Source organism: Candidatus Poriferisodalis sp., from assembly GCF_965204125.1.
Taxonomy (GTDB): domain Bacteria; phylum Actinomycetota; class Acidimicrobiia; order Acidimicrobiales; family Poriferisodalaceae; genus Poriferisodalis.
This window is the reverse complement of record NZ_OZ241968.1, coordinates 177,487-199,029: the sequence shown is the minus strand read 5'-3', so window position 1 is coordinate 199,029 and position 21,543 is coordinate 177,487. Positions and strand designations below refer to the sequence as shown.

The following is a 21,543-nucleotide window of genomic DNA, read 5'->3' as shown; positions in this document are numbered from 1 at the left end:
ATCCGACAAGGCGGTCAGTCCATGAGCGAAGCGATCAAGAAGCGCACGAGCGCAGTCACGCCGCGGGGCCTGAATCACTTGGTGCTGAACGTACGCGACATGGAGGAGTCGCATCACTTCTGGTGCGACTTGCTGGGCTTCAAGCAAGTCGGCGAGCTTGAGCCGCGCAACGGCAAGCCACCGGCCATGAACATGCGCTTTTACAGCGGCGTCGTCGACGACGTGAACCACCACGACATCGCGCTCGTGGAGCGTCCGGAGCTGCCGGCGCCGCCCGAGAAATGGAGCATGGTCGAGGGCGCGTGCGCGGTGAACCACATCGCGATCACCTATCCCGACCGGGAGTCGTGGCTGGAGCAGGTGCAATTCCTCGAGGAGCGGGGCGTGCCGATGAACGTCCGCGTCGATCACGGCATGACTCACAGCGTTTACGTGAACGATCCCAACGGCTACGGCGTGGAAGTGCTGTACGAACTGCCTGAGGAAGTCTGGAAGCACGACATCAACGGGGCCCTCAACTACGCCAAGCGGTTGCCTCCCGAAGACCTGCTGGTGGACGACACCGACTACGAGACCGACTTCTCACCAGCCTGAGCTGCCTGGCCGATGAGGGCAGGCACACGGGGGCAAACGCGATGAGCAGGTCGACTGAGACATGGTCGCCGATGACCGGCGAGGAGTACATCGAGAGCCTGCGCGACGGTCGCACGGTGTACTTCCATGGCGAGAAGGTGCGTGACGTCACCACTCATCCGGCGTTCCGCAACAGCGTGCGCTCCATCGCCCGGCTGTACGACGCGCTCGGCGACCCCGCCCAGCAAGACGTGCTGACGTGCGAGACCGACACGGGTTCAGGAGGCAGGACCCACAAGTTCTTTCGGGTGCCTCACAGTGCAGACGACCTCGTCGGCGCCCGCGACGCCATCGCCGGCTGGCAGCGCCTGACCTATGGCTGGATGGGTCGCAGTCCCGATTACAAGGCGTCGTTCCTGGCCACCTTGGGAGCGATGCCGGAGTTCTACGACGACTATTCCGACAACGCCATCTACTGGTACCAGCGCAGCCAGGAGGAGGTGTTGTACTGGAACCACGCCATCGTGCATCCGCCGGTCGATCGTCACCTCGGCCCCGATCAGATCCGCGATGTCTGCATGCACGTCGAGCGCGAGACCGACAACGGCCTCGTCGTGTCGGGCGCCAAGGTCGTGGCCACCGGCTCGGCGCTGACGCACTACAACTTCATCGCCCACTACGGCCAGATACCCATTCAGGATCGTGCCTTCGCCATCGTGTGCACCGCGCCGATGGACGCCGACGGGGTGAAGCTGATCTGCCGCAACTCCTATGAGTTGCAGGCGGCTGCCACCGGAAGCGTGTTCGACTACCCGCTGTCGAGCCGGCTCGACGAGAATGATTCCATCCTGGTGTTCGACCAGGTGCTGATTCCGTGGGAGAACGTGTTCCTGTACGGCGACGTGCCCAAGGCCAACAACTTCTTCCCCTCGATCGGCTTCTTGCCGCGGTTCACCTTCCATGGGCTGGCCCGCCTGTGCGTGAAGCTGGACTTCATCGCCGGGCTGCTGTCGAAGGCGCTGCGCGCCACCGGCACCCGCGACTTCCGGGGCGTGCAGGCCAACCTGGGCGAGGTGATCGCCATTCGCAACCTGATGTGGGGTCTGAGCGACGCGATGTGCCGCAACCCCGATCCGTGGGCGAACGGCGCCGTGCAGCCGTCCGCGCTCTACGGCTTGGCCTACCGCACCTTCACACCGCACTTCTATCCCCGGATCAAGGACATTGTCGAGCAGGTGGTGGCGTCAGGCCTCATCTACGTCAACTCGAACGCCGCCGACTTCAAGTCGGACGAGATCCGGCCGTACCTGGAGCGTTTCGTGCGAGGCTCAGACGGCATCCCGGCGCTCGAGCGGATGAAGATCATGAAGCTGCTGTGGGATGCCATGGGCAGCGAGTTCGGCGGCCGTCATGAGCTGTACGAGCGCAACTACGCCGGCAACAACGAACAGATCCGCTACGAGAACGTCCATGCGGCCGATGCGGCGGCGCCCGGTCAGGAGTCCTTGACAGCGATGCTCGAAGGCTTCGCCGAGCAGTGCATGGCCGAGTACGACCTCGACGGCTGGACGATTCCCGGTTTCTTCAACCCCGACGACGTCTCCATCGTGGGCCACGACTGGGACTGAGCCGCCCCCGCAGCGGGCGCACGCTCGATCACAACGCAGAGTCGAACGCGGAGTAGATTTTCTGGCGAGCCGCAAGGAGCACGCCGTGAAGTCGATCTTCTTCCATTTGATGCCCTACCCGGAGCTCCCGCCGGACTTCCCCGAGCAGCACCGCTCGGTCTGGGTCGACATCGACCCCAAGCTGTATGACCCCACCGTCGGGCACCAGACCTACAACGCGTATCTCGACCAGCTCGAGTTCGCGGCCGAATGCGGGTTCGACGCCGTCGGCATCAACGAGCACCACTCCAACGGTTACGGCCTCATGCCCAGCCCGAACATCATCGCGGCGGCTCTGTCACGCAACTGCCCCGACACCAACATCGTCGTGCTGGGCGACTCGGTAGCGCTGTACAACCCGCCGCTGCGGGTGGCCGAGGAGATCGCCATGCTGGACGGGATCACCGGCGGGCGCATGATCGCCGGCTTCCCGGTGGGCTCGCCGATGGACACCATCTACGCCTACGGACAGAACCCGGCCACGCTGCGCGAGCGCTACCACGAGGGCGTTGACCTCATCCGCCAGGCGTGGACGTCGGACGAGGTGTTCAGCTTCAACGGCAACTACAACAAGCTGCGCTACGTCAACGTCTGGCCCCGTCCGGTGCAGCAGCCCCACCCGCCCATCTGGATTCCCGGCGGCGGTTCGGTGGACACCTGGGACTGGTGCGCCGCAGAAGACCTCGTGTACTGCTACCTGAGCTACTTCGGCTACAAGGCCGGTCTGCGCACCATGCAGGGCTTCTGGAAAAAGGTCCAGGAGCTCGGCAAGGAGACCAACCCGTTCCAGGGCGGCTTCGCGCAGTTCATCGCCGTGGCCGACACCGAGGCCGAAGCGTGGGATCTGTACCGCGAACCGGCTGAGTACTTCTTCAACACCTGCCTGCACGTGTACGCCGGCTATGCCGACCCGCCGGGTTACAAGACGCCCAACACGGTGCGTGCCGGAGTGGAAGGCATGGTGGAACGAGCCGCGCGGGAAGCCACCGCCCGACGCGAGGCCAACGCCGCCGATGCTGCCAAGGCCGGCAGCGCCAAGCCCTCATACGGCTCGAAGAAGCTGACCTTCGAGGACATGGTGGAGAAGGGTTACATCATCTTGGGCGACCCCACCCAGGTCACCGAGCAGGTGCACGAGCTGGCCACCACCATGAATGTTGGCCACCTGATGGTGTTCAGCCACTTTGGCAACATGGATCCCGAACTGGTGAAGATGAACACCGAGATGTACGCGACCAAGGTGATGCCAGAGGTTGCGGGCCTGTTCGAGGACGACTACGAGGACCACTGGTGGCCCAAGACCGACCACCAGCTCGCGCCCGTCGGGAGCCGCGCCCAGTGAACGCAGGCGCACCGCTGGCCGGCCATTTCGCACCGGGCACGCTGCCGTACCGAGACGGACATATCGGCATCGTTGAGCTGGGCGAGGGCCCGACCGTGGGCTACCTGCACGGGATGCTCGGCAATCCCGGCGTGCACGCAGTACTCGAGGAGTTGGCCGCAACGGGCCATCGCGTGGTGGCACCGAGCCTGCCGGGCTTCACCGGCTCCAGCGAACCCGAGAGGCTGCGAACCCTGCACGACTGGGTGGTCGCGACCAGCGAGGTCGTCGATCTAGCCGGGCTCACCGGGGTGCCGCTGGTGGCTTCCAGCGTGGGTGCCATGCTGGCGCTCGAGCTGGCGGCGGTACGGCCCGAGGCGTTCGGTTCGATGGTGCTCGTGGCACCGTTCGGCCTCTGGGACGATGGCGATCCGGTCGCTGACCCGTTCGGCACCACGCTGAGCGTGCAGCGGGCGATGCTCACCGAAGACACGGCGGCGTCAGCGGCGTTCTTCGACGACCCAGCCGACCTGCCGGCTGACATGGTGGTGGAGCACGGCGTGCACCGCTATCTCACGCGAACGGCCGCTGCACAGCTGATCTGGCCGCTGCCCGAATGGGGTCTGGCAGAACGACTGCACCGGGTGCTGAACCCGGTGACGCTGGTGCACGGCGCCAAGGACCGGATCATTCCGGCGTCGTACCTAGAACGCTGGGCCGGGGCACTCCCCAACGTCGCGGGCACGCATCTGCTGGACGACGCCGGCCACCAAGCCGACTTCGACCAGCCGGCCACAGTGGCCCGAATCGCCGCTGCTGCCCTGGCCTGAGAACTCAGCAGCTAGACGGATCGGTCGCGCAGCGCCCGGCGGGCCTCGCGGTCCGTTTCTCGCTTGCGAATCGCCTGCCGCTTGTCGTACAGCCGGCGGCCCCGGGCAAGGGCGAGCTCCAGCTTGGCTCGCCCGTCACGGAAGTAGATCTCGAGCGGGATGAGCTGCAGACGGTCCTGCTCAGTCCGGGCCCGCAGCCGGTTGATCTCGGCACGATGCATGAGCAACTTGCGGGGGCGCTCCACCTCGTGGCCCAAGGTGGGCGATGCATGGATCCACGGGGCAATGTGCAGGCCCATCAACCACATCTCGTCGTCGCGCACCCGGGCATAGGCGTCGCCCATCTGGGCGCCCCCGGCACGCAGCGACTTCACCTCCGTGCCGCGCAGGACCATGCCGCACTCGAAGGTGTCGAGCACCTCGTAGTTGCGGCGCGCACGGCGATTTGACGCCACGACGTTCCGGTCGCTCGACGACGCGAGCGAAGGTGAGCCTCCTCGTTGCGTCACCTGTTACCTCCCGCTCTTGTTCGCTTCGCTCACGGGCCGCTCGGGCCACGGCTTCGCCTATCGGCTCAGCCTCTGCTCCATCAACCCGAGGGTACGGCTGGTGCGGCCCGTAGAATCCTGAGTCAACAGGTCAGGAATAGCCGAGGCGGCTTGCAAGTTCCTGGCCAGCAATTGGCTAGCCGCCGAAACGGGAGCTCCGATGGCTGTCACCGTCCGTCTGCCGACCGTCCTGCGTCCCCACGCCAACGGGCAGTCACGGGTTGACGCCGAGGCCAGCACCGTGGCCGAAGCCGTGTCGTGGCTGGTCGGCGAGTTTCCCGGCATCGCCCCCAACCTGCTCGCCGAAGACGGCAGCCTGCACCGCTTCGTGAACGTCTATGTCAACGACGAGGATGTGCGCTACCTCTCCCAGATGGACACCGCGCTGTCCGACGGCGACGAGCTGTCGATCCTGCCGGCCGTCGCCGGTGGCTGAGCCGGTCCGGCCTCGCTCCAATACGCACGACTGAGCCAGCACGTGGCCGTCTATCGCTCTGTCGACGAGCTGATCGGCGCCACACCCACCCTCGACGTCAGCCGCCTCAGCCCCAACCCGGCGGTCGAGTTGTACGCCAAGCTGGAAGGGCAGAACCCGACCGGCTCGGTCAAAGACCGGGTTGCGCTGGCGATGCTGGACCGCGCTGAGGCCGAAGGCCAGCTCGCGCCCGGATCGGTGATCATCGAGCCCTCGTCGGGCAACACCGGCATCGCGCTGGCCATGCTCGGGCAGCGCCGCGGCTACCGGGTCAAGATCGTGCTGCCGGGCAACGTCACCGCCGAGCGGAGGCAGATGCTTGAGATCTTCGGCGCCGAGATCATCGACAGCCCGGCCGAGCAAGGCTCCAACGGGGCAGTGCGGCTCGCAGTGGAGCTGGCCGAGGCCAACCCCGACTGGACGATGCTCTACCAGTACGGGAACGAGGCCAATCCCGAGGTGCACTACCGCACCACCGGTCCTGAGATCGTCGCCGACGTTCCCGGCATCACACACTTCGTGGCAGGGCTGGGCACAAGCGGCACGCTGCTCGGCGTAGGCCGCTATCTCAAGGAGCACTCGCCGACGGTGCAAGTGTGGGCGGTCGAACCTCCGGCAGGCGAGCAGGTGGAGGGCCTGCGCAGCCTCGACGATGGGTACGTGCCGCCCATCTTCGAGCAGTGGGGGGGCGTCGATCTGCTCGATCGCAAGATGATCGTGCGCCCGCGCGAATCGATCGAGGCGACGAGGATGCTGGCGGCCGAAGGGGTGTTCTCGGGCATCTCGGGTGGCGCGGCGCTGGCCGGCGCACGCAAGGCGGCTGCCCGCATCGACGAAGGCGTCATCGTGTTCGTCGTGAGCGACCACGGCTGGAAATACCTGTCGGTCGGCGCCTGGACCGACGACCTCGATGCTGCCGCTGCCCAGGCCGAGAACGTCATCTACTTCTGACCGTCTCTGCAGGCAGTTCGGCGGTTGATCGCCCGAGTCGCTGTCGTACCGTTGCCGGCATGAGGGGCGCCAGATCCCGATGCCGGGCGGCGGCGGTGGCCGTGGTGCTGGCGGTGGCTGCGGGTGCCTGCACGGGTCCGCCGCTGCGGGTGGCCCCGACTCCGCCGTCTACCAGCGCTCTGTCCCTCGACGTCACCGCGACGACACTGCTGCCCTCGCAAACATCATCTGAACGTCCCGCGGCAGTGCTGGTGACAGCTCCGGCGGGAGGCGATGCGGGTACATCCGCCGACGCCGCGTCCGCCACCACAGCGCCCGAAAGGCTGGGCGGGGCGGCAGTGCCCCGTCCCGAAGGCGTCGTGCTCGCGAGTGACGGCCTCGGACTCGTGCCATTCGGCACCGACGCGCAAACTGCCTTGGACGCGCTCACCGTCGCGCTCGGCCAGCCGGTTGCCGACAGCGGCTGGACCGACACGTTCTCCATCTACGGTGACTGTCCGGGCAGCCGCCTGCGAGCTGTGGAGTGGCCCGGCCTCCTGGCGCTGTTCGGGAATGCCGAAGACGGCTACCAGCACCGCGGCGCCGGCGATGAGCACTTCATGACCTGGCGGCTGGGAGCGTTCGGACCCGATCCGTACATGCTGCAAACGGCCGCGGGGATCGGTGTCGGTGCCGGGCGTGCCGAGGTCGCCGAGGCGTACCCGGCAGCCACATTCCACCCCGCAACCGCCAGTGAGCCGGCCTCGGTATCGCTCGCAACCAGCGGTGGGCGGTTGGTCGGCGTCTTCGACGAAGCCGGCGTCCTCCGGCTGCTCGAAGCAGGAACGCGCTGCCCGATCGGCTGAAGTTCTGTTGGGCTGGGCACGATGTGAGAAGCCTCGGCTACCTGCGTAGTATCGGCCTCCGTGAGCAAGCTCTCGGTGACGGTGTTGGGTTGTTCGGGCAGCTACGCCGCCGCTGGCGAGTCGTGCAGCGGGTACCTCGTGCGCAGCGAGGCCACGAACCTGTGGGTGGACTGCGGGCCGGGCACCTTCGCCAACCTGCAGTCCCATGTGCCGCTGGAGACGGTGGATGCGCTGCTGGTGAGCCATCACCACCCCGATCACTGCGCGGAGCTGCCGGTGATCTACAACGCTGCGAAGTGGTACATGGGCATCGAGCACATGCGGGTGCTCGCCACCGAGGGCGTGCGTGAGGTCACCGAGGTGTACGGCGACAGCTCGGATCTCTTCGGCTGGGAGATGGTGAAGGACTCGTCGGAGGCGCGTGTCGGCGACATCGATGTGCTGTTCTCCCGCACCGATCACCCGGTGGAAACGCTGGCGATGCGCTTCGAGTGTGCTGGCAAGTCGATTGTCTATACGTCCGATACGGGGCGTGGCTGGGCACTCTCTTCGCTCAGCCGTGACGTCGGGCGGCCGGCGCCGGATCTCGTGGTGGGCGAGGGCACGCTGCTGCACGCAACCGACAGTCCCGAGATTCCACATGTCAGCGCAGCTTGGCTGGCGGCCGACGCCAACGACGTCGGTGCGCGCCAGCTCGTGGTGACCCATGTACCGCCCGGATCGGATCCGCAGGATCATCTGACCGAGGCGGGCGAGGTGTTCAACGGCGACGTGGCAGTCGCACGCACCGGCGCAACGTTCTGGGCGTGAGCACTGTGCACGACGTGAACGTCGAGAACCGGTCGTGACGCGCGCCGACGGCCGGACGCCGGGTGACCTGCGGCCCGTCACGTTCGAACGCGACTTCACCGACCAGACACCTGGTTCGGTGCTCGTGTCCTTCGGGCGCACCAGGGTGCTGTGCACCGTGTCGATCGACGATGACGTGCCGCGCTGGATGCGCGGCCGGGGAACCGGGTGGGTGACCGCCGAATATGCGATGCTGCCCGGCTCGAGCGGGGAACGCGTCGGCCGCGAGTCCAAGCGAGGCAAGCAGAAGGGGCGCACGCTCGAGATCGAGCGCCTGATTGGGCGGGCCTTGCGGGCCGTGTGCGACATGGCGGCGCTGGGTGAGCGCGAGGTCACGGTCGACTGCGACGTGCTGCAGGCCGACGGGGGCACCCGTACCGCTTCGATCTGCGGGGGCTATGTGGCGTTGCACGATGCGTGCACTCGTCTGGTCAGCAGCGGAGCCATCAGTCGGCATCCGCTCATCGACGAGTGCGCGGCCATCTCGGTGGGGATCGTGGACGGCGAGGCCCGCCTCGATCTGCCCTACGAGGAGGATTCGCGCGCAGAGGTGGACATGAACGTCGTGATGACCGGGCAGGGTCGCTTCGTCGAGGTGCAGGGCACCGCCGAGGGCGATCCGTTCGACGACACCCAGCTCAGCGCGATGCTGGCGCTGGCCCGTTCGGGCATCAGCGAGATCGTCGATCTGCAGCGAACGGCACTGGCCACGCCGCCGACGTGATGTCGGGCACGCCAGGGTGTCGGTGACGGGAAGGCCCTGACGCGGTGCGGCTGGTGATGGCCTCGGCCAATCCGCACAAGGCCGTCGAGATCGCTGCGGTGCTGGCCGAAGCGATGCCCGCTCTAGAGATCGTGCCGCGGCCACCAGAACTCGGCGATGTGGCTGAAGACGGCGAGACGCTGGCGGACAATGCGCTGATCAAGGCGAGGTTCGTGTGCGCGGCGGCTGGTGAGCCGTCCATTGCCGATGACACCGGGCTGGAAGTGGATGCGCTGGGTGGTGCCCCTGGAGTGCACAGCGCCCGCTATGCGGGGCCTGAAGCTGATCCGGTGGCCAATCTGGCCAAGCTCATGGCTGCTTTGGGCGAGGTACCGCCACCTCAGCGGACAGCGCGTTTCCGGACCGTGGTAGCGGTCGTGCTGGCTGACGGCAGCGAGACCCTGGCCGATGGCGTTGTCGAGGGCACGATCGCTTCGGCGCCGCGCGGCGATGGCGGCTTTGGCTACGACCCCGTGTTTGTCCCCGACGAGGCAGCCCCGCTCACCTTCGCCGAGATGTCGGCCGAAGCGAAAAACCAAATCAGCCACCGCGGTCGCGCCCTGCGCGCGCTGGCGGTGCGACTCTGAGTTCGTCTCAACCCTGCTCGGCGGCAGTTGGCGGTTGCACTCCGGCTGGGCTCGAAAGCAGCGTCGGTAGCCTGCGGCGCATGACCGACCTTCCATCGATCACCGTCCCGGCGCCGGGTGCGCAGAGAGCATTCGACGCCAGTGGCGTCTCGGGCTGGACCCAGATCTCGAACCGACTGCTCGACGACCGCATCGTGTTCCTGGGCGACGAGGTCGACGATCAGCTCGCCAACGTTGTCTGCGCGCAGATGCTGTACCTGGAAGGTCAGGACAGGGGCCGCGACATCTCGCTGTACATCAACAGCCCGGGCGGTTCAGTCACTGCCGGCATGGCCATCTACGACACCATGCAGTTCGTGGCCTGCGATGTGGCCACCGTCTGCCTGGGGCTGGGGGCCTCGATGGGGCAGTTCCTGCTGACCGCGGGAGCACCGGGCAAGCGCTATTGCCTGCCGCATGCCCGGGTGATGATGCACCAGCCGTCGGGCGGCGTGCGGGGACAAGCATCGGACATCGCCATCCAGGCCGAGCAGATGGCCTACGTCAAGCGCCTGATGGCCGAGCGCACGGCGCTGCACAGCGGTCAGGACGTGGAGCAGATCCTGCTCGACTCCGAGCGCGACCGTTGGTTCACTGCGGAGGAAGCGAAGGCCTACGGCTTGTGCGATCACGTGATCGTCAAGCGCGGCGAGATGATCTAGCCGGGCGCAGCAGTGCTCGTGCGCCTGGTCTAGCCAGGCGCAGCAGTGCAATTGCGGGTGACGTAGTCGACAACCCGCTGGGTGGCGGCATCCTGCGTCTCGAGGAACGGATCCTGTGCCGCAATCACCGCGGCGGCGCGGTCGAACGTCTCGCGTGAAGCTGTCTCGGCGACGGCTTCGGAGAGCGCCGCAGTCAAGTCGGCCAGCAGAACCATGTCGGGGCGGATATCCGCCGGTGCCGCTGCCGCAGCATCTGCGAACTGGCGGGCTGTGCGATCCATTGCCTCACGGGTGCTCGTGTCATCGTTCGGGTTGACCGTCAGGCTGAGCTGATCCACGACCAGCAGGTGGGCGAACTCAGCGCAGAACTCCTCGACGGAGGGTTCCCCGCTGTCGCGCCACAGCGTGAGTCGCAAGGCAAGAGCGACCGCTACGACGGCGGCGGCGATGAGGAGCCAGCGCCGGCGAGCTGTCACGGTCATCACGCTCGGAACGCAGCCTCCGCACGGCAACGCAGGTCCGCGACGCCGTGCGCGAGCCCCTCGTCATAGCGGTACAGCGCGCTGCCCGATACGAGAACGTTGGCGCCCGCTGCAGCAGCACCGCCGATGGTCTCGGCCGAGATGCCGCCGTCCACCTCGATGTCGATGCCCGTGCCCGATGCCCCAGCTGCACCGCTCCCCGAGATGAGCTGGCGCAGGGCAGCGATCTTGGGCTCCATCGCGGCGATGTAGGCCTGACCGCCGAACCCCGGGTTGACGGTCATGACGAGCACCATGTCGACCAGGTCGAGCACGTGCGCCACAGCGTCGATCGGCGTCGAGGGATTGATGGCCACCGCAGGTTGCGCGCCCAGCTCGGCGACCCGGCCGAGCGTCCGGTGCAGGTGCGTGACCGATTCGGCGTGCACGATCAGCATCTCGCATCCGGCGTCGACGTAGGCGCCCAGCATCGGGTCGGGGTCGGCGACCATGAGGTGTGCTTCGAACATCACGCCCGCGTGCGGGCGGCAGGCAGCAATGACATCGGGGCCGAATGTCAGGTTCGGCACGAACACGCCGTCCATGACGTCCCACTGGATCCGGTCGACGCCTGCCGCCTCCAAGGCAGCGCACTCGTCTCCGAGGCGCGCGAAGTCGGCAGGCAGGACAGACGGGACGATCTGGATGGACCGAGGTGCCGTCGGCGAGGACGTGTTCACCCGGCCAGTGTTGCCGACGCGCCGCCCCGAAGCGCGGCAGTTATCGGCGATCTAGTTGAGGCGCTCCACGATCATGGCCATGCCCTGACCGCCGCCGACGCACATCGACTCGAGCCCGAAGGTCTTGTCACGGTCGGCGAGGCCGTTCAGCAGCGTCGTCATGATGCGGGCACCGGTCATGCCGAACGGGTGGCCCAATGCGATGGCGCCGCCGTTGAGGTTCAGCTGGTCGACGATGTCGATGCCCAGCTCGTCGGCCGACGGGATCACCTGGGCAGCGAAGGCCTCGTTGATCTCGACCATGTCGATGTCGCTCATCGTCATGCCTGCACGTGCCAGCGCCTTCTTGCACGCCTCGATCGGGCCGAGGCCCATGATTTCGGGGTTCAGCGCAGATACTGCCGACGAAATGATGCGCGCCAGCGGCGTGATGCCCAGCTCTTCGGCACGCTTGCGGCTCATCACCATGACCGCAGCAGCGCCGTCGTTCAGCGGGCATGCATTGCCGGCGGTCACCCGGCCGTCGGGGCGGAACGCGGGCTTCAGCTGCGAGACAGCTTCGTAGGTGACACCGGCGCGGGGCCCGTCGTCAGAGCTGACCACGCTGCCGTCAGGCAGTTCCAGCGGGGTGATGTCCATCTCGAAGAAACCACGACCGATGGCAGCCTCGGCCTTGTTCTGGCTCATCACGCCGTACTCGTCCATGGCCTGGCGGCTGACGCCCTTGTGCTCGGCGACGTTCTCGGCCGTCTGGCCCATCGCGATGTACAGGTCGGGCAGGCCGGGTGCGGGAGCCCAGTCGCCGTGGCCGCCTTCGGACCGCACCTTGGTGCGCTCGCCGGGCGCACGGAACTGCGGGTTGGTCGTGCCGGGCAGGCTGTCCGAGTTGCCCTTGTCGTAGCGGCTGACGCACTCGACGCCAGCGGCGATGAAGGCATCGCCCTCGCCGGCACGGATGGCGTGTGCGGCCATGCGGATGGTCTGCAACGAGGACGAGCAGTAGCGGTTGACCGTGGTGCCGGGCACGTCGTCGAGCCCGGCCAGGATGGCCGCGGCGCGTGCGATGTTGAAGCCGGCCTCGCCGCCGGGCTGCCCGCAGCCCAGCATGAGATCCTCGATCTCGCCGTGGGGCAGCTCGGGCACCTTGTCGAGCAGCTTGGTGACGATCTGCGCCGTCATGTCGTCGGGCCGCATCTCGGTCAGCGAGCCCTTGAAGGCACGGCCGATCGGGCTGCGGGTGGTTGCGACGATGACTGGGTCGGTCGCTGCATCTGTACTCATGTGGTGTCCCCTCTGAGGACGCGCCGAACCCGTCTGCAGGGTCGGTCACGCTGCGTGTGCGAGCACAGAGGCTACGTCATTGCCCGGCGCTTCGTCCGGGAAGGCGCGCGCCCTCGCAGGCGAGGAATCGTGCGCCGTGCGGGCTCAGGCGCTCTGGAGTGCTCGCCAGACGTTCTGGGGGCTGCAGGGCATATCGATGTGGTCGATGCCCAAGTGGGCCACCGCATCGCACACCGCGTTGTGCACCGCCGGCGTGGAGCCGATCGTGCCCGACTCACCGATGCCCTTGGCACCCAGCGGGTTGCGGGGGCTGGCGGTCTCGGTGTTGGACACCTCAAAGCTCGGCAACTCGGCGGCCGAGGGGATCAGGTAGTCCATCATGCTGGCGTTCAGCGGGTTCGCGTCGTCGTCGTACTCGACGTGCTCGAACAGCGCCTGGGCGATGCCCTGGGCAATGCCGCCGTGCTGCTGGCCGTTCACGATGAGCGGGTTCATGATGGTGCCGCAGTCGTCGACCGCCACATGGCGCAGCAGCTCGACTTCGCCGGTGTCGCTGTCGATCTCCACTACGGCCACGTGAGAGCCGAACGGGAAAGTCGCATCGGATCCGTCGAAGTTCTCTTCAGCCATGAGGCCCGCATCGAGACCCGACGGCCGAGCGCTGTCGTCGTTGGCCAGCTTGGCAATGTCGGCCCAGCTCACCGAGCTGGTGGGCACGCCGGCCACCGCCAGGCCGCCCTCGGCAACCACGATGTCATCGGCAGAGGCCTCGAGCAGGTGAGCGGCGAGCTGCTTGCCCTTCTCCAGCACAGCCTGGCTGGACAGGTACACCGCCGAGCCAGCCGTTTGCAGTGACCTCGACCCGAGAGTGCCCGCGCCAGAGGGCACCTCGGCAGTGTCGGCGTCGACATGGGTCACGTCGTCCATGGAAATGCCCAGCACACCCTCGACGATCTGGGCGAACGCCGTGGCGTGACCTTGCCCGTGGCTGGAGGTGCCCACCCGGATCGTGGCCGTGCCGTCTTCGTGTACCTCGGTGCTGCCGTACTCCACGTGCAGGCCCACCGGGGCGGTGATCTCCACGTACGACGACACGCCGATGCCCAGCAGCTTCGAGTCGCCGGCGTCACGCCGGGCTTGCTGCTCGGCGCGCAGGTCTGAGTAACCCGATGCTGTGAGCACCGCGTCCAGCGACCGCTCGTACTCGCCCGAGTCGTACACAACACCGGTCTGCAGCTCGGCGGGGAAGGCGTCGGGCTGGAGGTAGTTCTTGCGGCGGACTTCTGCGGGATCCATGCCGATGGCGGCAGCCGCCTTGTCAACAATGCGCTCCACCATCTGGGTGGCTTCAGGCCGTCCCGCTCCCCGGTAGGCCCCGATCGGCGTGGTGTTGGTGATGACGGTGTAGGCCTTGAAGTGGATGATGGGGATGTCGTACACCGCTTGGGAGAGCATGCCGGTGAGCAGCGGCAGGATCGCCCCGATCACCGGGTAGGCCCCGGCGTCGGCCACCACGTTGGCCCGCAGCCCGACGATGCTGCCGTCGCTGCGGATGCCCATCTCGGCGTTCATGACCATGGCGCGGCCCTGCACCATCGAGAGCATGTTCTCGGTGCGGGTCTCGGTCCATCGGACCGGACGGCCAAGCGCTTGGGCTGCCTTGCCCGCCACGATGTACTCGACGTAGCAGGCGGCCTTGGGACCGAAGCCGCCGCCGACCCATGGGGCGATGACCCGCAGCTGGTCGGCCTCGAGACCGAGCGCTGGGGCGAGCGCATCACGCATCGAGTGTGCGGCCTGCGTCGACAGGTACATGGTCATCGAGCCGCCGTCTCCCGGCACGGCGACGCAGCCATTCGGCTCCATCGGCACGCCGGCCAACCGCTGGGTGACGATGCGCTCGGACACCACCGCGTCGGCCCCGTCGAAGGGATCGCTCGAGTCCTGCACCTCTTCATCGGGGGCGATGTGGGCGAAGCAGACGTTCGAGTCCTGGCCCTCCCAGACAACCGGCGAGTCGGGCGACAGCGCAGCCTCAATATCGGAGACGACTGGCAGCGAGCTGTACTCCACGCTCACCATCTCGGCGGCGTCGTTGGCCTGGCTCTGGGATTCAGCCACCACCGCCGCAACGAGGTCGCCGACGTAGCGCGCGCGACCAGACGCCAAGGGCGGCCGGTTGTACGCGACGTCGATCATCGGGAAGCCCTGGAAGGCGTCCATGTCCATGTTGTCGGCCGTGTACACCGCCAGCACACCCGGCATCGACGCTGCTTCAGAGGTGTCGACCGAGGTGATCTCGGCGTGGGCTTCGGGCGAGCGCACAAAGGCGATCTTCGCCGCGTCGATGTCGAGGTCGTCGACATAGTGATTCGCCCCGGTCAGCAGCCCGGGATCCTCCCGGCGCTGAACAGGATTCCCCAGGATCGAACCCGATGCGGCCATCGCTTGCCCCCTTGTGGCTGGCACCCCGCGGGGCGCCGGATTGCATTCAGAACGGTGTGCCCGGCCGAGCACGACCGGGCGTCAGCCGCGACAGTAGCCCAACGCCCACTTGGCGCTGTGCGCCGCAGGATGGGTAGCCAGGCAGGCTGATCAGTCGTTGGCTTGAGCGGTGGCGGCTCTGTCGAGCGATGCCAGCCAGCTCGCCACGGTGTGCGCTGCGAGGCCCGGGTTCTCGCACATCCACCAGTGGCCCACATCCAGCAACTCGGTGACTCGGGCACCGGCGCGGGTGGCGATGCGGCGGTGCATGACACCTCCGCCGGTGAAGTGATCGCCTGCCGCCAGGATGCACAGGCCGGGCCGTCGGCCGGCAGCAGCAATGTTGAAGCCCAGGTCGGCCATGGCGGGCTGAGCAGCATCGCGGTAGAGCGCCAGGATGCACCGGCCCATGTCGGCGTTGATGTGGGGCACCACGGCTTCGGCAACCTCGGGTCCCATGCCGAGCCCCGCGTAGAAGGCGACTCGTTCGGCGTCAGGACGGCTGATCATGCGCTCGATGGAGGCGTCCCCCTCCGGGGTCTGCCACAGCTGTGCCGCGTCATGCCAGACGTAGTCGGGATCGAACAGGCCGATGACGTCGGTGCACCACGAGCGAATGAGGTCCGGGCGCTCCATGGCGATGCGCATGACATGCCCGCCGCCCCAGTCGTGCCCCAGCAGGTCCACGTGCTCAGCGCCTGCCGCGAGCAGTTGCTCCAGCTCGGCTGCGAGCCAGTCCCGGTACTCGTTCATGGTGGCGCCGAATCCGTCGGGCGCGGGCACGCCGAACCCAGGGGGCGACAGTGCCACGACGTCGGAGGGGCCGATGCCGTGGCGTTCGAGGGCGGCGCGCATCGGATCCCAGATGGCGGTTGTCTCGGGGTTGCCGTGAACGAGCACGAGCGTCATTGCGAACGTCTCCCTGTCAGGGAATCAGGATTCTTTGGGGGGTCAGGCGGTCGTTGAAGCGGTCGGACCGTCTGCACGCAGTCGAGCGGTGGCCTCGACATCGACGGATCGGCCATCGTCGCCGATCACCACGCCGTAGTCACGACGGGCGCCCTCGACGCTGACAACGTCGTCCATCACGTCCCGCAGCACTGCGCCGGGCTCACGCTCGAATGCGTCGCCCCAGCCGCCCCCGCCGGGCGTGTCGGCGATCATGCGTGCAGGACCCATCCGCTTCACGCCGTACTTGGGCGGCACGAATGTCGGGCCATCGGCCTCAACGTCGACGGGGACGATCCACTCCAAGCCGATCCCGCCGGTGCCGCCACCGCGCACACCGTGCCCCGACGGCGTGTCCAGCCCCTCGGCCCGGAATGACCAGATGGCGGGCTCAAGAATGTCGGCTTCGTACCGCACCCCGGTGCCGCCGCGCCGCTGGCCCGGCCCGGCGTTGTCGCAGCGTTGTTCGTGGCGGACATACCGCACGGGGTACATCTGCTCGTGGAATTCCAGGTTCGGCAGGTCGAGGCCGCCGAGCGTGATGAGGTGCCCCATCTGCGGGAAGCCGTCGCGCTCGGCCGTCGCGCCGGGCGTGGCCATGGCATGCCACTGGTACATCACCCAGGTGGTGCCGTCGTCGCGGCGCCCGGCGACATGGCCGTGCATGGTCTTGGACCACGCGGCGCAGGCCCGGTCGGGGTCGGCCTGCGCGAGTGCCTGCCACACTGCGATCACGATCTCGTGGGCAACGAAAACTGTGTTCATCGTCATCGGCGCCGGCGGCAGGGCGTTCACGATGCTGCCTTCTGGGGCGATGATCGTCACCGGCCGGTAGGTGCCCTCATTGCGCGGGATCGACGTGTCGAAGAACGACGACACCGCTAGGAACACCGACGAGTAAGTGTTGGCCAGCGAGCTGTTCTTGAAGCCCTCGATCTGCGGATCGGTGCCGGTGAAGTCGAGCCTCATCTCGTCACCCTCGACGCTCAGGTGGACTCGTACGGCGATGTCGGCTGGGCCGAAGCAGTCGTTGTCGGTGCGGTCCTCGCCGTAGTACGTGCCGTCGGGCAGCTCTGTTATGGCGGTGCGCATGCGCCGTTCGCCGTGGGTGAGCACGCCGTCGAGGTAGGCCAGGTAGGGCTCGACGCCCAGTTCGGCGACCAGTCCGAGGACCCGTTCCGCGCCGATGCGTGTGGAGCCCAGCATCGCCAGCAGGTCGCCGTCGAGCAGTTCGGGCGTCCGGCAGTTGATGAGCAGCAGCTCCCACAGGTCATCGCGGACGTTTCCGGCTTCGATCAGCTTCATCACCGGCAGCCGGATGCCCTCCTGCCAGATCTCGGTGGCCTCGGGGTTGTAGGTGCCGGCGAGCCCGCCGCCGATGTCGGACTGGTGGGCCCGGTTGCAGCAGAAACCGACCAGCGTGGGCGCACCGCCGTCGCTGCCCCCGTCGGTGCTATGCCCATGCTCGCCCTCGCGGGCGACGAAGACCGGCCTGGCGATGACCCAGTCGGGCAGGTGGTTGCCACCGGCCACGTAGGGATCCGACAGCAGGAAGACGTCCTCGGGGTTGATGCGGCCCTCGTAGCGCTTCAGCAGCGCACGCACCGCGAACCCGCCGCCGCCGGTGTGAATGGGGATGCCGTCGGCATTGGCCACGAGCGTCCCGTCGGGCGTGGTCACGTAGCAGGAGAAGTCATGGCTCTGGCTGAAAATGGTGCTGCGCGCCGTACGCGTCATCACCCAGCCCATGTGCTTGCTGATCTGGTCGAGCCGGTTCTGCATGACGGCAAGCACGATCGGGTCCAGCTCGACCCCGTTCGACTCGCTGCGGGCTCGGCCCGATTGGACGCTGCGAGACACGGCCGCATCGCCTGACCCTGCGGCGCTCTCCGTCTCGTCGGCGGGTGCCAGGTCGATGAACAGGTCACCGTTCGCGTCCACCCACAGCCGGTCGCCCGGTCGCGCCACGACTGTCGTGGTCAGCTCCTCGACGAGTGCCGGCCCCATGATCGTGTGGCCGCGCCGCAGTACGTCGCCGTCGAACACCGGCGTGTCGCACCAGCCGAACGGGCCGTGCCAGACCGAGCGCGTCTCGATGGGCTCCGGATCGCTCTCTGCGGGCGCCGTCTCGGAGGTGGCCACGTCACCGGTGCTCGCCCGTGCCACCAGGCGCAGCGAGGCCACCATGATCGTGCCGTCCTGCTGGACGTGGCCGTACAGCCGCTGGTATTCGGTTTCGAAGGCGCCGCGCACTGCTGCCGCGTCAATCGTGGACGGGTCGTCGCCGTAGGCCGGAACGCGGATCGTCCAGAGCTGGCCCGGGTGATGCAGCTCCAGTTCGCAATCGAGCGTCACCTGGCTGGCCGCGAAGCCCTCCCCATCCATCACGTCGAGAGCTTGGGCACGCAGGGCCTCGAACCCAGCATCGATCTCGGCGAGATCCAGTTCGTCGAGCGAACCCATCAAGAAGCGGGTGAAATCCTGGCGAACGTCGGAGTGCAGCATGCCGATCGCACAGAGCGCGCCGGCGTCGCGGGGCACGTACACGCGCTCGCAGCCAAGTCCCGCGGCCACCGAGGCACCGTGCATCGGGCCGGCGCCGCCGGCGGCCACCATCGTGAAGCGCCGGGGCGAGTGACCCCGCTCGATCGAGATGTGCTCGGTGGCGCTGAGCAGGTGCTGCTCGACCACCTCCACGATGCCGGCGGCGGCCTCTTCGACGGTCATGCCGAGCGGCCCGGCAACATGGGTGCGGATCGCTTCACGGGCGGCGTCGATGTCGAGGTCGAGCGTGCCGCCCGCCGACTTGCCCGGTCGCAGCCGGCCGAGCACGAGTTGCGCATCGGTGACCGTCGGGAGCGTGCCGCCGTGGCCGTAGCAGGCAGGGCCTGGATCGGCGCCCGCGCCCTGCGGCCCTACGTAGAGCAGGCCGGCCTCGTCGACTCCGGCGATGGTGCCGCCGCCAGCGCCGATCGTGTGAATGTCGATCGCCGGGGTGGAGACGTGGTAGCCGGCGATCATGATGTCGTCGCGGGTGTCCACCTCGCCGCCCGACATCAGCAACACGTCGCATGACGTGCCGCCGATCTCCATCGAGATCAGGTTCCCGGCGACCGCCGAGGTGTTCTCGTCGGTGACGAGCGCAGCATCGGTGGCGTCGCGATACAGGTTCAGCGCACCGATCGCGGCAGCGGGGCCGCTGAGCAGCAGGTTGACGGGCCGCTCGGACACTTGATCGACCGACGCAGCGCCGCCATTGGACTGGACGAGCAGGATCGAGTGGCGCAATCCGGCCGCGGCGAGCTCGTCGTTCAGCTTGCGCAGGTACGAGACGATCTTCGGCGACAGCGAAGCGTTGACCACGGCGGTGGACGTTCGCTCGTATTCGCCCATCAGCGATGAGACCGCTGTCGAAGTGGTGACCCACGTGCCGTCCCACTGCTCGCTCACTGCTTCGGCGGCCGCACGCTCGTGGGCGTCGTTCACGAACGAGTTCATGAATGCGATGGCCACGGCCTCAACATCGTGGCTGTCGAAGTGCTCGAGCACCGGGCCCAAGCCCTCCAGGTCGAGCGGAGCGTGTTCGCTGCCGTCGGCATCGATACGCCCGCCCAGCGTGGCCCGCAAGTAGCGCGGCACGAGCACCGGGGCAAACGGCGCCCGGTGGTTCCACTGGTCCTCTCGCAGGCCACGGCGGATCTCCAGCGCATCGCGGAATCCCTCGGTGGCGATCAGCCCGACGACCGCGCCGGTGCCCTCCAGCATCGTGTTGGTGGCGACGGTGGAGCCGTGCACGAACAGGGCGCAGCCGGCAAGCACCTCGTCTAACGGCATGCCGAGATCCACGGCGAGGCGGGCCAGCGCCGCGTGCACCCCGCGGCTGGGATCGGCAGGCACTGAGGGAACCTTCGCCACCCAGGTCGCGCCCTGTGCATCGGCGAGCACCAGGTCGGTGAAGGTGCCGCCGACATCCACGCCAATGCGCCATGGCGCGGCAGGCCGCCCCGGCGTGCTGCCGCTGCCGTTCTGGGCGGCAGGAGCCGCTCGCGTCGTCATCTGATCAGTCTCGCATCCGAGGCTCCGCAATGACGCCTGAGACGCGTCCCCGGGCGCAGCAAACCGGATGGCAACCGGGACCGGTGACAGACTTGGCCGATGCTCGAACAGGCACGGCGCCCATGACGGCGTCGCCAACCGGGGCGGCGGCGTGGCGCACGGACCACTCCGCAGCGCTGTACGAGCGTGCGCGGCGGTCTATCACCGACGGGACGTCGCGGGACACGCTGCTGCGCAAGGGCGGGCACCCCATCTACGTCGATCACGGCGACGGCGCGTGGGTGACCGATGTGGACGGCAATCGCTACCTGGACTGCAACAACAACTTCGCGTCCATCATCGTCGGTCACGCCGATCCGACGATTGCCGCGGCGGTGCATGAGCGCATGTCGCGGGGCACGGCCTTCTCGTTTCCCAACGACGCCGAGGTGGATCTGGCCGAACTGCTGTGCGGGCGTGTCGAGAGCTTCGAGCTCATCCGCTTCTGCAACTCGGGCACCGAGGCGGTCATGGCCGCCCTCAAAGCAGCCCGCGCCTACACCGGGCGGCCCAACGTCATCAAGGTGGAGGGCGCCTATCACGGCACGTACGACCACGCCGAGGCCAGCCAGTCACCCGATCCCACGAACTGGGGCGATGCGGCTGCGCCGCCGACGGTGCGGTACGCCGCCGGCACGCCGGCATCGGTGGAAGATGAGGTGGGCATCATCTCGTTCAACGATGTCGAGGGTGCCCGCGCCGCCATTCGCCGTGGCGGCGACCGGCTGGCTGCGGTGCTGCTGGATGTGATGCCGAACAGGGTGGGCATGCCGGTCATCGAGCCCGAGTTTCTCCAAGCGATCCGCGACACCACGCGAGAGGTGGGCGCGCTGCTCGTGCTCGACGAGGTCATCTCGTTCCGGCTGGGTTACGGCGGGGCGCAGACGAAGCTGGGCATCGACCCCGACATCACTACGCTGGCCAAGATCATCGGCGGGGGTTTCCCGGTGGGTGCCATCGCTGGCCGCCAGGGCCCCATGGAGACCTTCGTCCGCGTGGCGGGAAACCGGGCCAAGGTGCCGTCGGGTGGCACGTTCGCTGCGAATCCCATCACCATGACGGCCGGCCACGCGGCGATGAGGCTGCTCGACCGTGACGCCTTCGCTCGGCTGGACACGATCGGCGAGAACGTGCGGTCAGGCCTGCGGTCGCTCTTCGATCGCGCTGGCTTGGAATGGCAGATCACCGGCGCCGGCAGCTTGTTCCGTGTGCACCCGCACCGCCGCACCATCCGCAACTACCGCGACTCGCACCTCTCCAGCGACGAGACCGTCGAGATCACCGACTTCGGCCGGCGCATGCAGTCACACGGCGTCTATTTCATCGCCGAAGGCTTGGGCTGCCTGAGCCTCGCGACGAGCAACGACGACATCGAACACTTCCTCGGGGCCGCCGAAGCATCGCTGCCGGGCCCATAATTCGTG

The 21,543-nt window shown here is 67.7% G+C and carries 19 protein-coding genes; 12 read left to right on the top strand and 7 right to left on the bottom strand.

What is annotated here, in order from left to right; translation table 11 throughout:
• Positions 1-21 precede the first annotated feature (21 nt).
• The 4 genes from ACOGXD_RS01185 (at position 22) to ACOGXD_RS01170 (ending at position 4,391) form a co-directional block, all read left to right on the top strand.
• Entirely contained in the window at positions 22-594 is a 573-nt protein-coding gene (locus ACOGXD_RS01185; RefSeq protein WP_419916107.1) for a VOC family protein, read from the top strand.
• Positions 595-635: 41 nt separating this feature from the next.
• The gene (locus ACOGXD_RS01180) at positions 636-2,201 is read left to right on the top strand and encodes a 4-hydroxyphenylacetate 3-hydroxylase family protein (RefSeq protein ID WP_419916106.1); all 1,566 of its coding nucleotides are present in this window, start codon (positions 636-638) and stop codon (positions 2,199-2,201) included.
• Positions 2,202-2,286: 85 nt separating this feature from the next.
• A complete protein-coding gene (locus ACOGXD_RS01175) occupies positions 2,287-3,582 on the top strand; it encodes an LLM class flavin-dependent oxidoreductase (protein WP_419916105.1) in 1,296 nt (431 codons plus the stop codon).
• A complete protein-coding gene (locus ACOGXD_RS01170; RefSeq protein WP_419916104.1) occupies positions 3,579-4,391 on the top strand; it encodes an alpha/beta fold hydrolase in 813 nt (270 codons plus the stop codon). The genes ACOGXD_RS01175 and ACOGXD_RS01170 overlap by 4 nt, the downstream gene beginning before the upstream one ends.
• An 11-nt stretch (positions 4,392-4,402) precedes the next feature.
• Here ACOGXD_RS01170 and smpB read toward each other — a convergent pair whose 3' ends face one another.
• Positions 4,403-4,900 (bottom strand): SsrA-binding protein SmpB, encoded by a 498-nt coding sequence (gene smpB, locus ACOGXD_RS01165; protein ID WP_419916103.1) that lies wholly within the window; start codon positions 4,898-4,900, stop codon positions 4,403-4,405.
• A gap of 199 nt (positions 4,901-5,099) precedes the next feature.
• Between smpB and ACOGXD_RS01160 the strand changes: the two genes are divergently transcribed.
• The 7 genes from ACOGXD_RS01160 (at position 5,100) to ACOGXD_RS01130 (ending at position 10,110) form a co-directional block, all read left to right on the top strand.
• Positions 5,100-5,375, top strand: coding sequence for a ubiquitin-like small modifier protein 1 (locus ACOGXD_RS01160; protein ID WP_419916102.1), 276 nt, complete (start codon positions 5,100-5,102; stop codon positions 5,373-5,375).
• Positions 5,376-5,417: 42 nt separating this feature from the next.
• Positions 5,418-6,365 (top strand): PLP-dependent cysteine synthase family protein, encoded by a 948-nt coding sequence (locus tag ACOGXD_RS01155; RefSeq protein WP_419916101.1) that lies wholly within the window; start codon positions 5,418-5,420, stop codon positions 6,363-6,365.
• A 59-nt stretch (positions 6,366-6,424) separates the two neighbouring features.
• A complete protein-coding gene (locus ACOGXD_RS01150; RefSeq protein WP_419916100.1) occupies positions 6,425-7,210 on the top strand; it encodes a hypothetical protein in 786 nt (261 codons plus the stop codon).
• A gap of 60 nt (positions 7,211-7,270) precedes the next feature.
• The gene (locus ACOGXD_RS01145) at positions 7,271-8,020 is read left to right on the top strand and encodes an MBL fold metallo-hydrolase (protein WP_419916099.1); all 750 of its coding nucleotides are present in this window, start codon (positions 7,271-7,273) and stop codon (positions 8,018-8,020) included.
• A gap of 34 nt (positions 8,021-8,054) precedes the next feature.
• Entirely contained in the window at positions 8,055-8,783 is a 729-nt protein-coding gene (gene rph, locus ACOGXD_RS01140) for a ribonuclease PH (protein WP_419916098.1), read from the top strand.
• Positions 8,784-8,881: 98 nt separating this feature from the next.
• Positions 8,882-9,409, top strand: a complete 528-nt coding sequence (gene rdgB / locus ACOGXD_RS01135; RefSeq protein ID WP_419916097.1) for an RdgB/HAM1 family non-canonical purine NTP pyrophosphatase — start codon at positions 8,882-8,884, stop codon at positions 9,407-9,409.
• Positions 9,410-9,489: 80 nt separating this feature from the next.
• Positions 9,490-10,110, top strand: coding sequence for an ATP-dependent Clp protease proteolytic subunit (locus tag ACOGXD_RS01130; protein WP_419916096.1), 621 nt, complete (start codon positions 9,490-9,492; stop codon positions 10,108-10,110).
• Positions 10,111-10,139: 29 nt separating this feature from the next.
• On the opposite strand, the gene ACOGXD_RS01125 is transcribed toward ACOGXD_RS01130, so the two are convergent.
• The 6 genes from ACOGXD_RS01125 to ACOGXD_RS01100 form a co-directional block, all read right to left on the bottom strand.
• Entirely contained in the window at positions 10,140-10,586 is a 447-nt protein-coding gene (locus tag ACOGXD_RS01125; protein WP_419916095.1) for a hypothetical protein, read from the bottom strand.
• A gap of 5 nt (positions 10,587-10,591) precedes the next feature.
• A complete protein-coding gene (gene rpe, locus ACOGXD_RS01120; RefSeq protein ID WP_419916094.1) occupies positions 10,592-11,311 on the bottom strand; it encodes a ribulose-phosphate 3-epimerase in 720 nt (239 codons plus the stop codon).
• A 51-nt stretch (positions 11,312-11,362) separates the two neighbouring features.
• A complete protein-coding gene (locus ACOGXD_RS01115) occupies positions 11,363-12,592 on the bottom strand; it encodes an acetyl-CoA C-acetyltransferase (RefSeq protein ID WP_419916093.1) in 1,230 nt (409 codons plus the stop codon).
• A 144-nt stretch (positions 12,593-12,736) separates the two neighbouring features.
• Entirely contained in the window at positions 12,737-15,037 is a 2,301-nt protein-coding gene (locus tag ACOGXD_RS01110) for a xanthine dehydrogenase family protein molybdopterin-binding subunit (RefSeq protein ID WP_419916092.1), read from the bottom strand.
• A 150-nt stretch (positions 15,038-15,187) separates the two neighbouring features.
• The gene (locus ACOGXD_RS01105; protein WP_419916091.1) at positions 15,188-15,985 is read right to left on the bottom strand and encodes an alpha/beta fold hydrolase; all 798 of its coding nucleotides are present in this window, start codon (positions 15,983-15,985) and stop codon (positions 15,188-15,190) included.
• Positions 15,986-16,027: 42 nt separating this feature from the next.
• Positions 16,028-20,080, bottom strand: coding sequence for a hydantoinase B/oxoprolinase family protein (locus ACOGXD_RS01100; protein WP_419916090.1), 4,053 nt, complete (start codon positions 20,078-20,080; stop codon positions 16,028-16,030).
• Positions 20,081-20,202: 122 nt separating this feature from the next.
• On the opposite strand from ACOGXD_RS01100, the gene ACOGXD_RS01095 reads away from it, so the two are divergent.
• Positions 20,203-21,537: an aspartate aminotransferase family protein gene (locus tag ACOGXD_RS01095; protein WP_419916089.1), complete on the top strand. Its 1,335-nt coding sequence runs from the start codon at positions 20,203-20,205 to the stop codon at positions 21,535-21,537.
• Positions 21,538-21,543 lie beyond the last annotated feature (6 nt).

What these genes read in the sequence shown, in the direction of transcription:
- ACOGXD_RS01185 (WP_419916107.1), top strand. Translation starts at nt 22, where the DNA reads ATGAGCGAAGCGATCAAGAAGCGCACGAGCGCAGTCACGCCGCGGGGC.
- ACOGXD_RS01180 (WP_419916106.1), top strand. Translation starts at nt 636, where the DNA reads ATGAGCAGGTCGACTGAGACATGGTCGCCGATGACCGGCGAGGAGTAC.
- ACOGXD_RS01160 (WP_419916102.1), top strand. Translation starts at nt 5,100, where the DNA reads ATGGCTGTCACCGTCCGTCTGCCGACCGTCCTGCGTCCCCACGCCAAC.
- ACOGXD_RS01150 (WP_419916100.1), top strand. Translation starts at nt 6,425, where the DNA reads ATGAGGGGCGCCAGATCCCGATGCCGGGCGGCGGCGGTGGCCGTGGTG.
- ACOGXD_RS01130 (WP_419916096.1), top strand. Translation starts at nt 9,490, where the DNA reads ATGACCGACCTTCCATCGATCACCGTCCCGGCGCCGGGTGCGCAGAGA.
- ACOGXD_RS01115 (WP_419916093.1), bottom strand. Translation starts at nt 12,592, where the DNA reads ATGAGTACAGATGCAGCGACCGACCCAGTCATCGTCGCAACCACCCGC.
- ACOGXD_RS01110 (WP_419916092.1), bottom strand. Translation starts at nt 15,037, where the DNA reads ATGGCCGCATCGGGTTCGATCCTGGGGAATCCTGTTCAGCGCCGGGAG.
- ACOGXD_RS01105 (WP_419916091.1), bottom strand. Translation starts at nt 15,985, where the DNA reads ATGACGCTCGTGCTCGTTCACGGCAACCCCGAGACAACCGCCATCTGG.
- ACOGXD_RS01100 (WP_419916090.1), bottom strand. Translation starts at nt 20,080, where the DNA reads ATGACGACGCGAGCGGCTCCTGCCGCCCAGAACGGCAGCGGCAGCACG.
- ACOGXD_RS01095 (WP_419916089.1), top strand. Translation starts at nt 20,203, where the DNA reads ATGACGGCGTCGCCAACCGGGGCGGCGGCGTGGCGCACGGACCACTCC.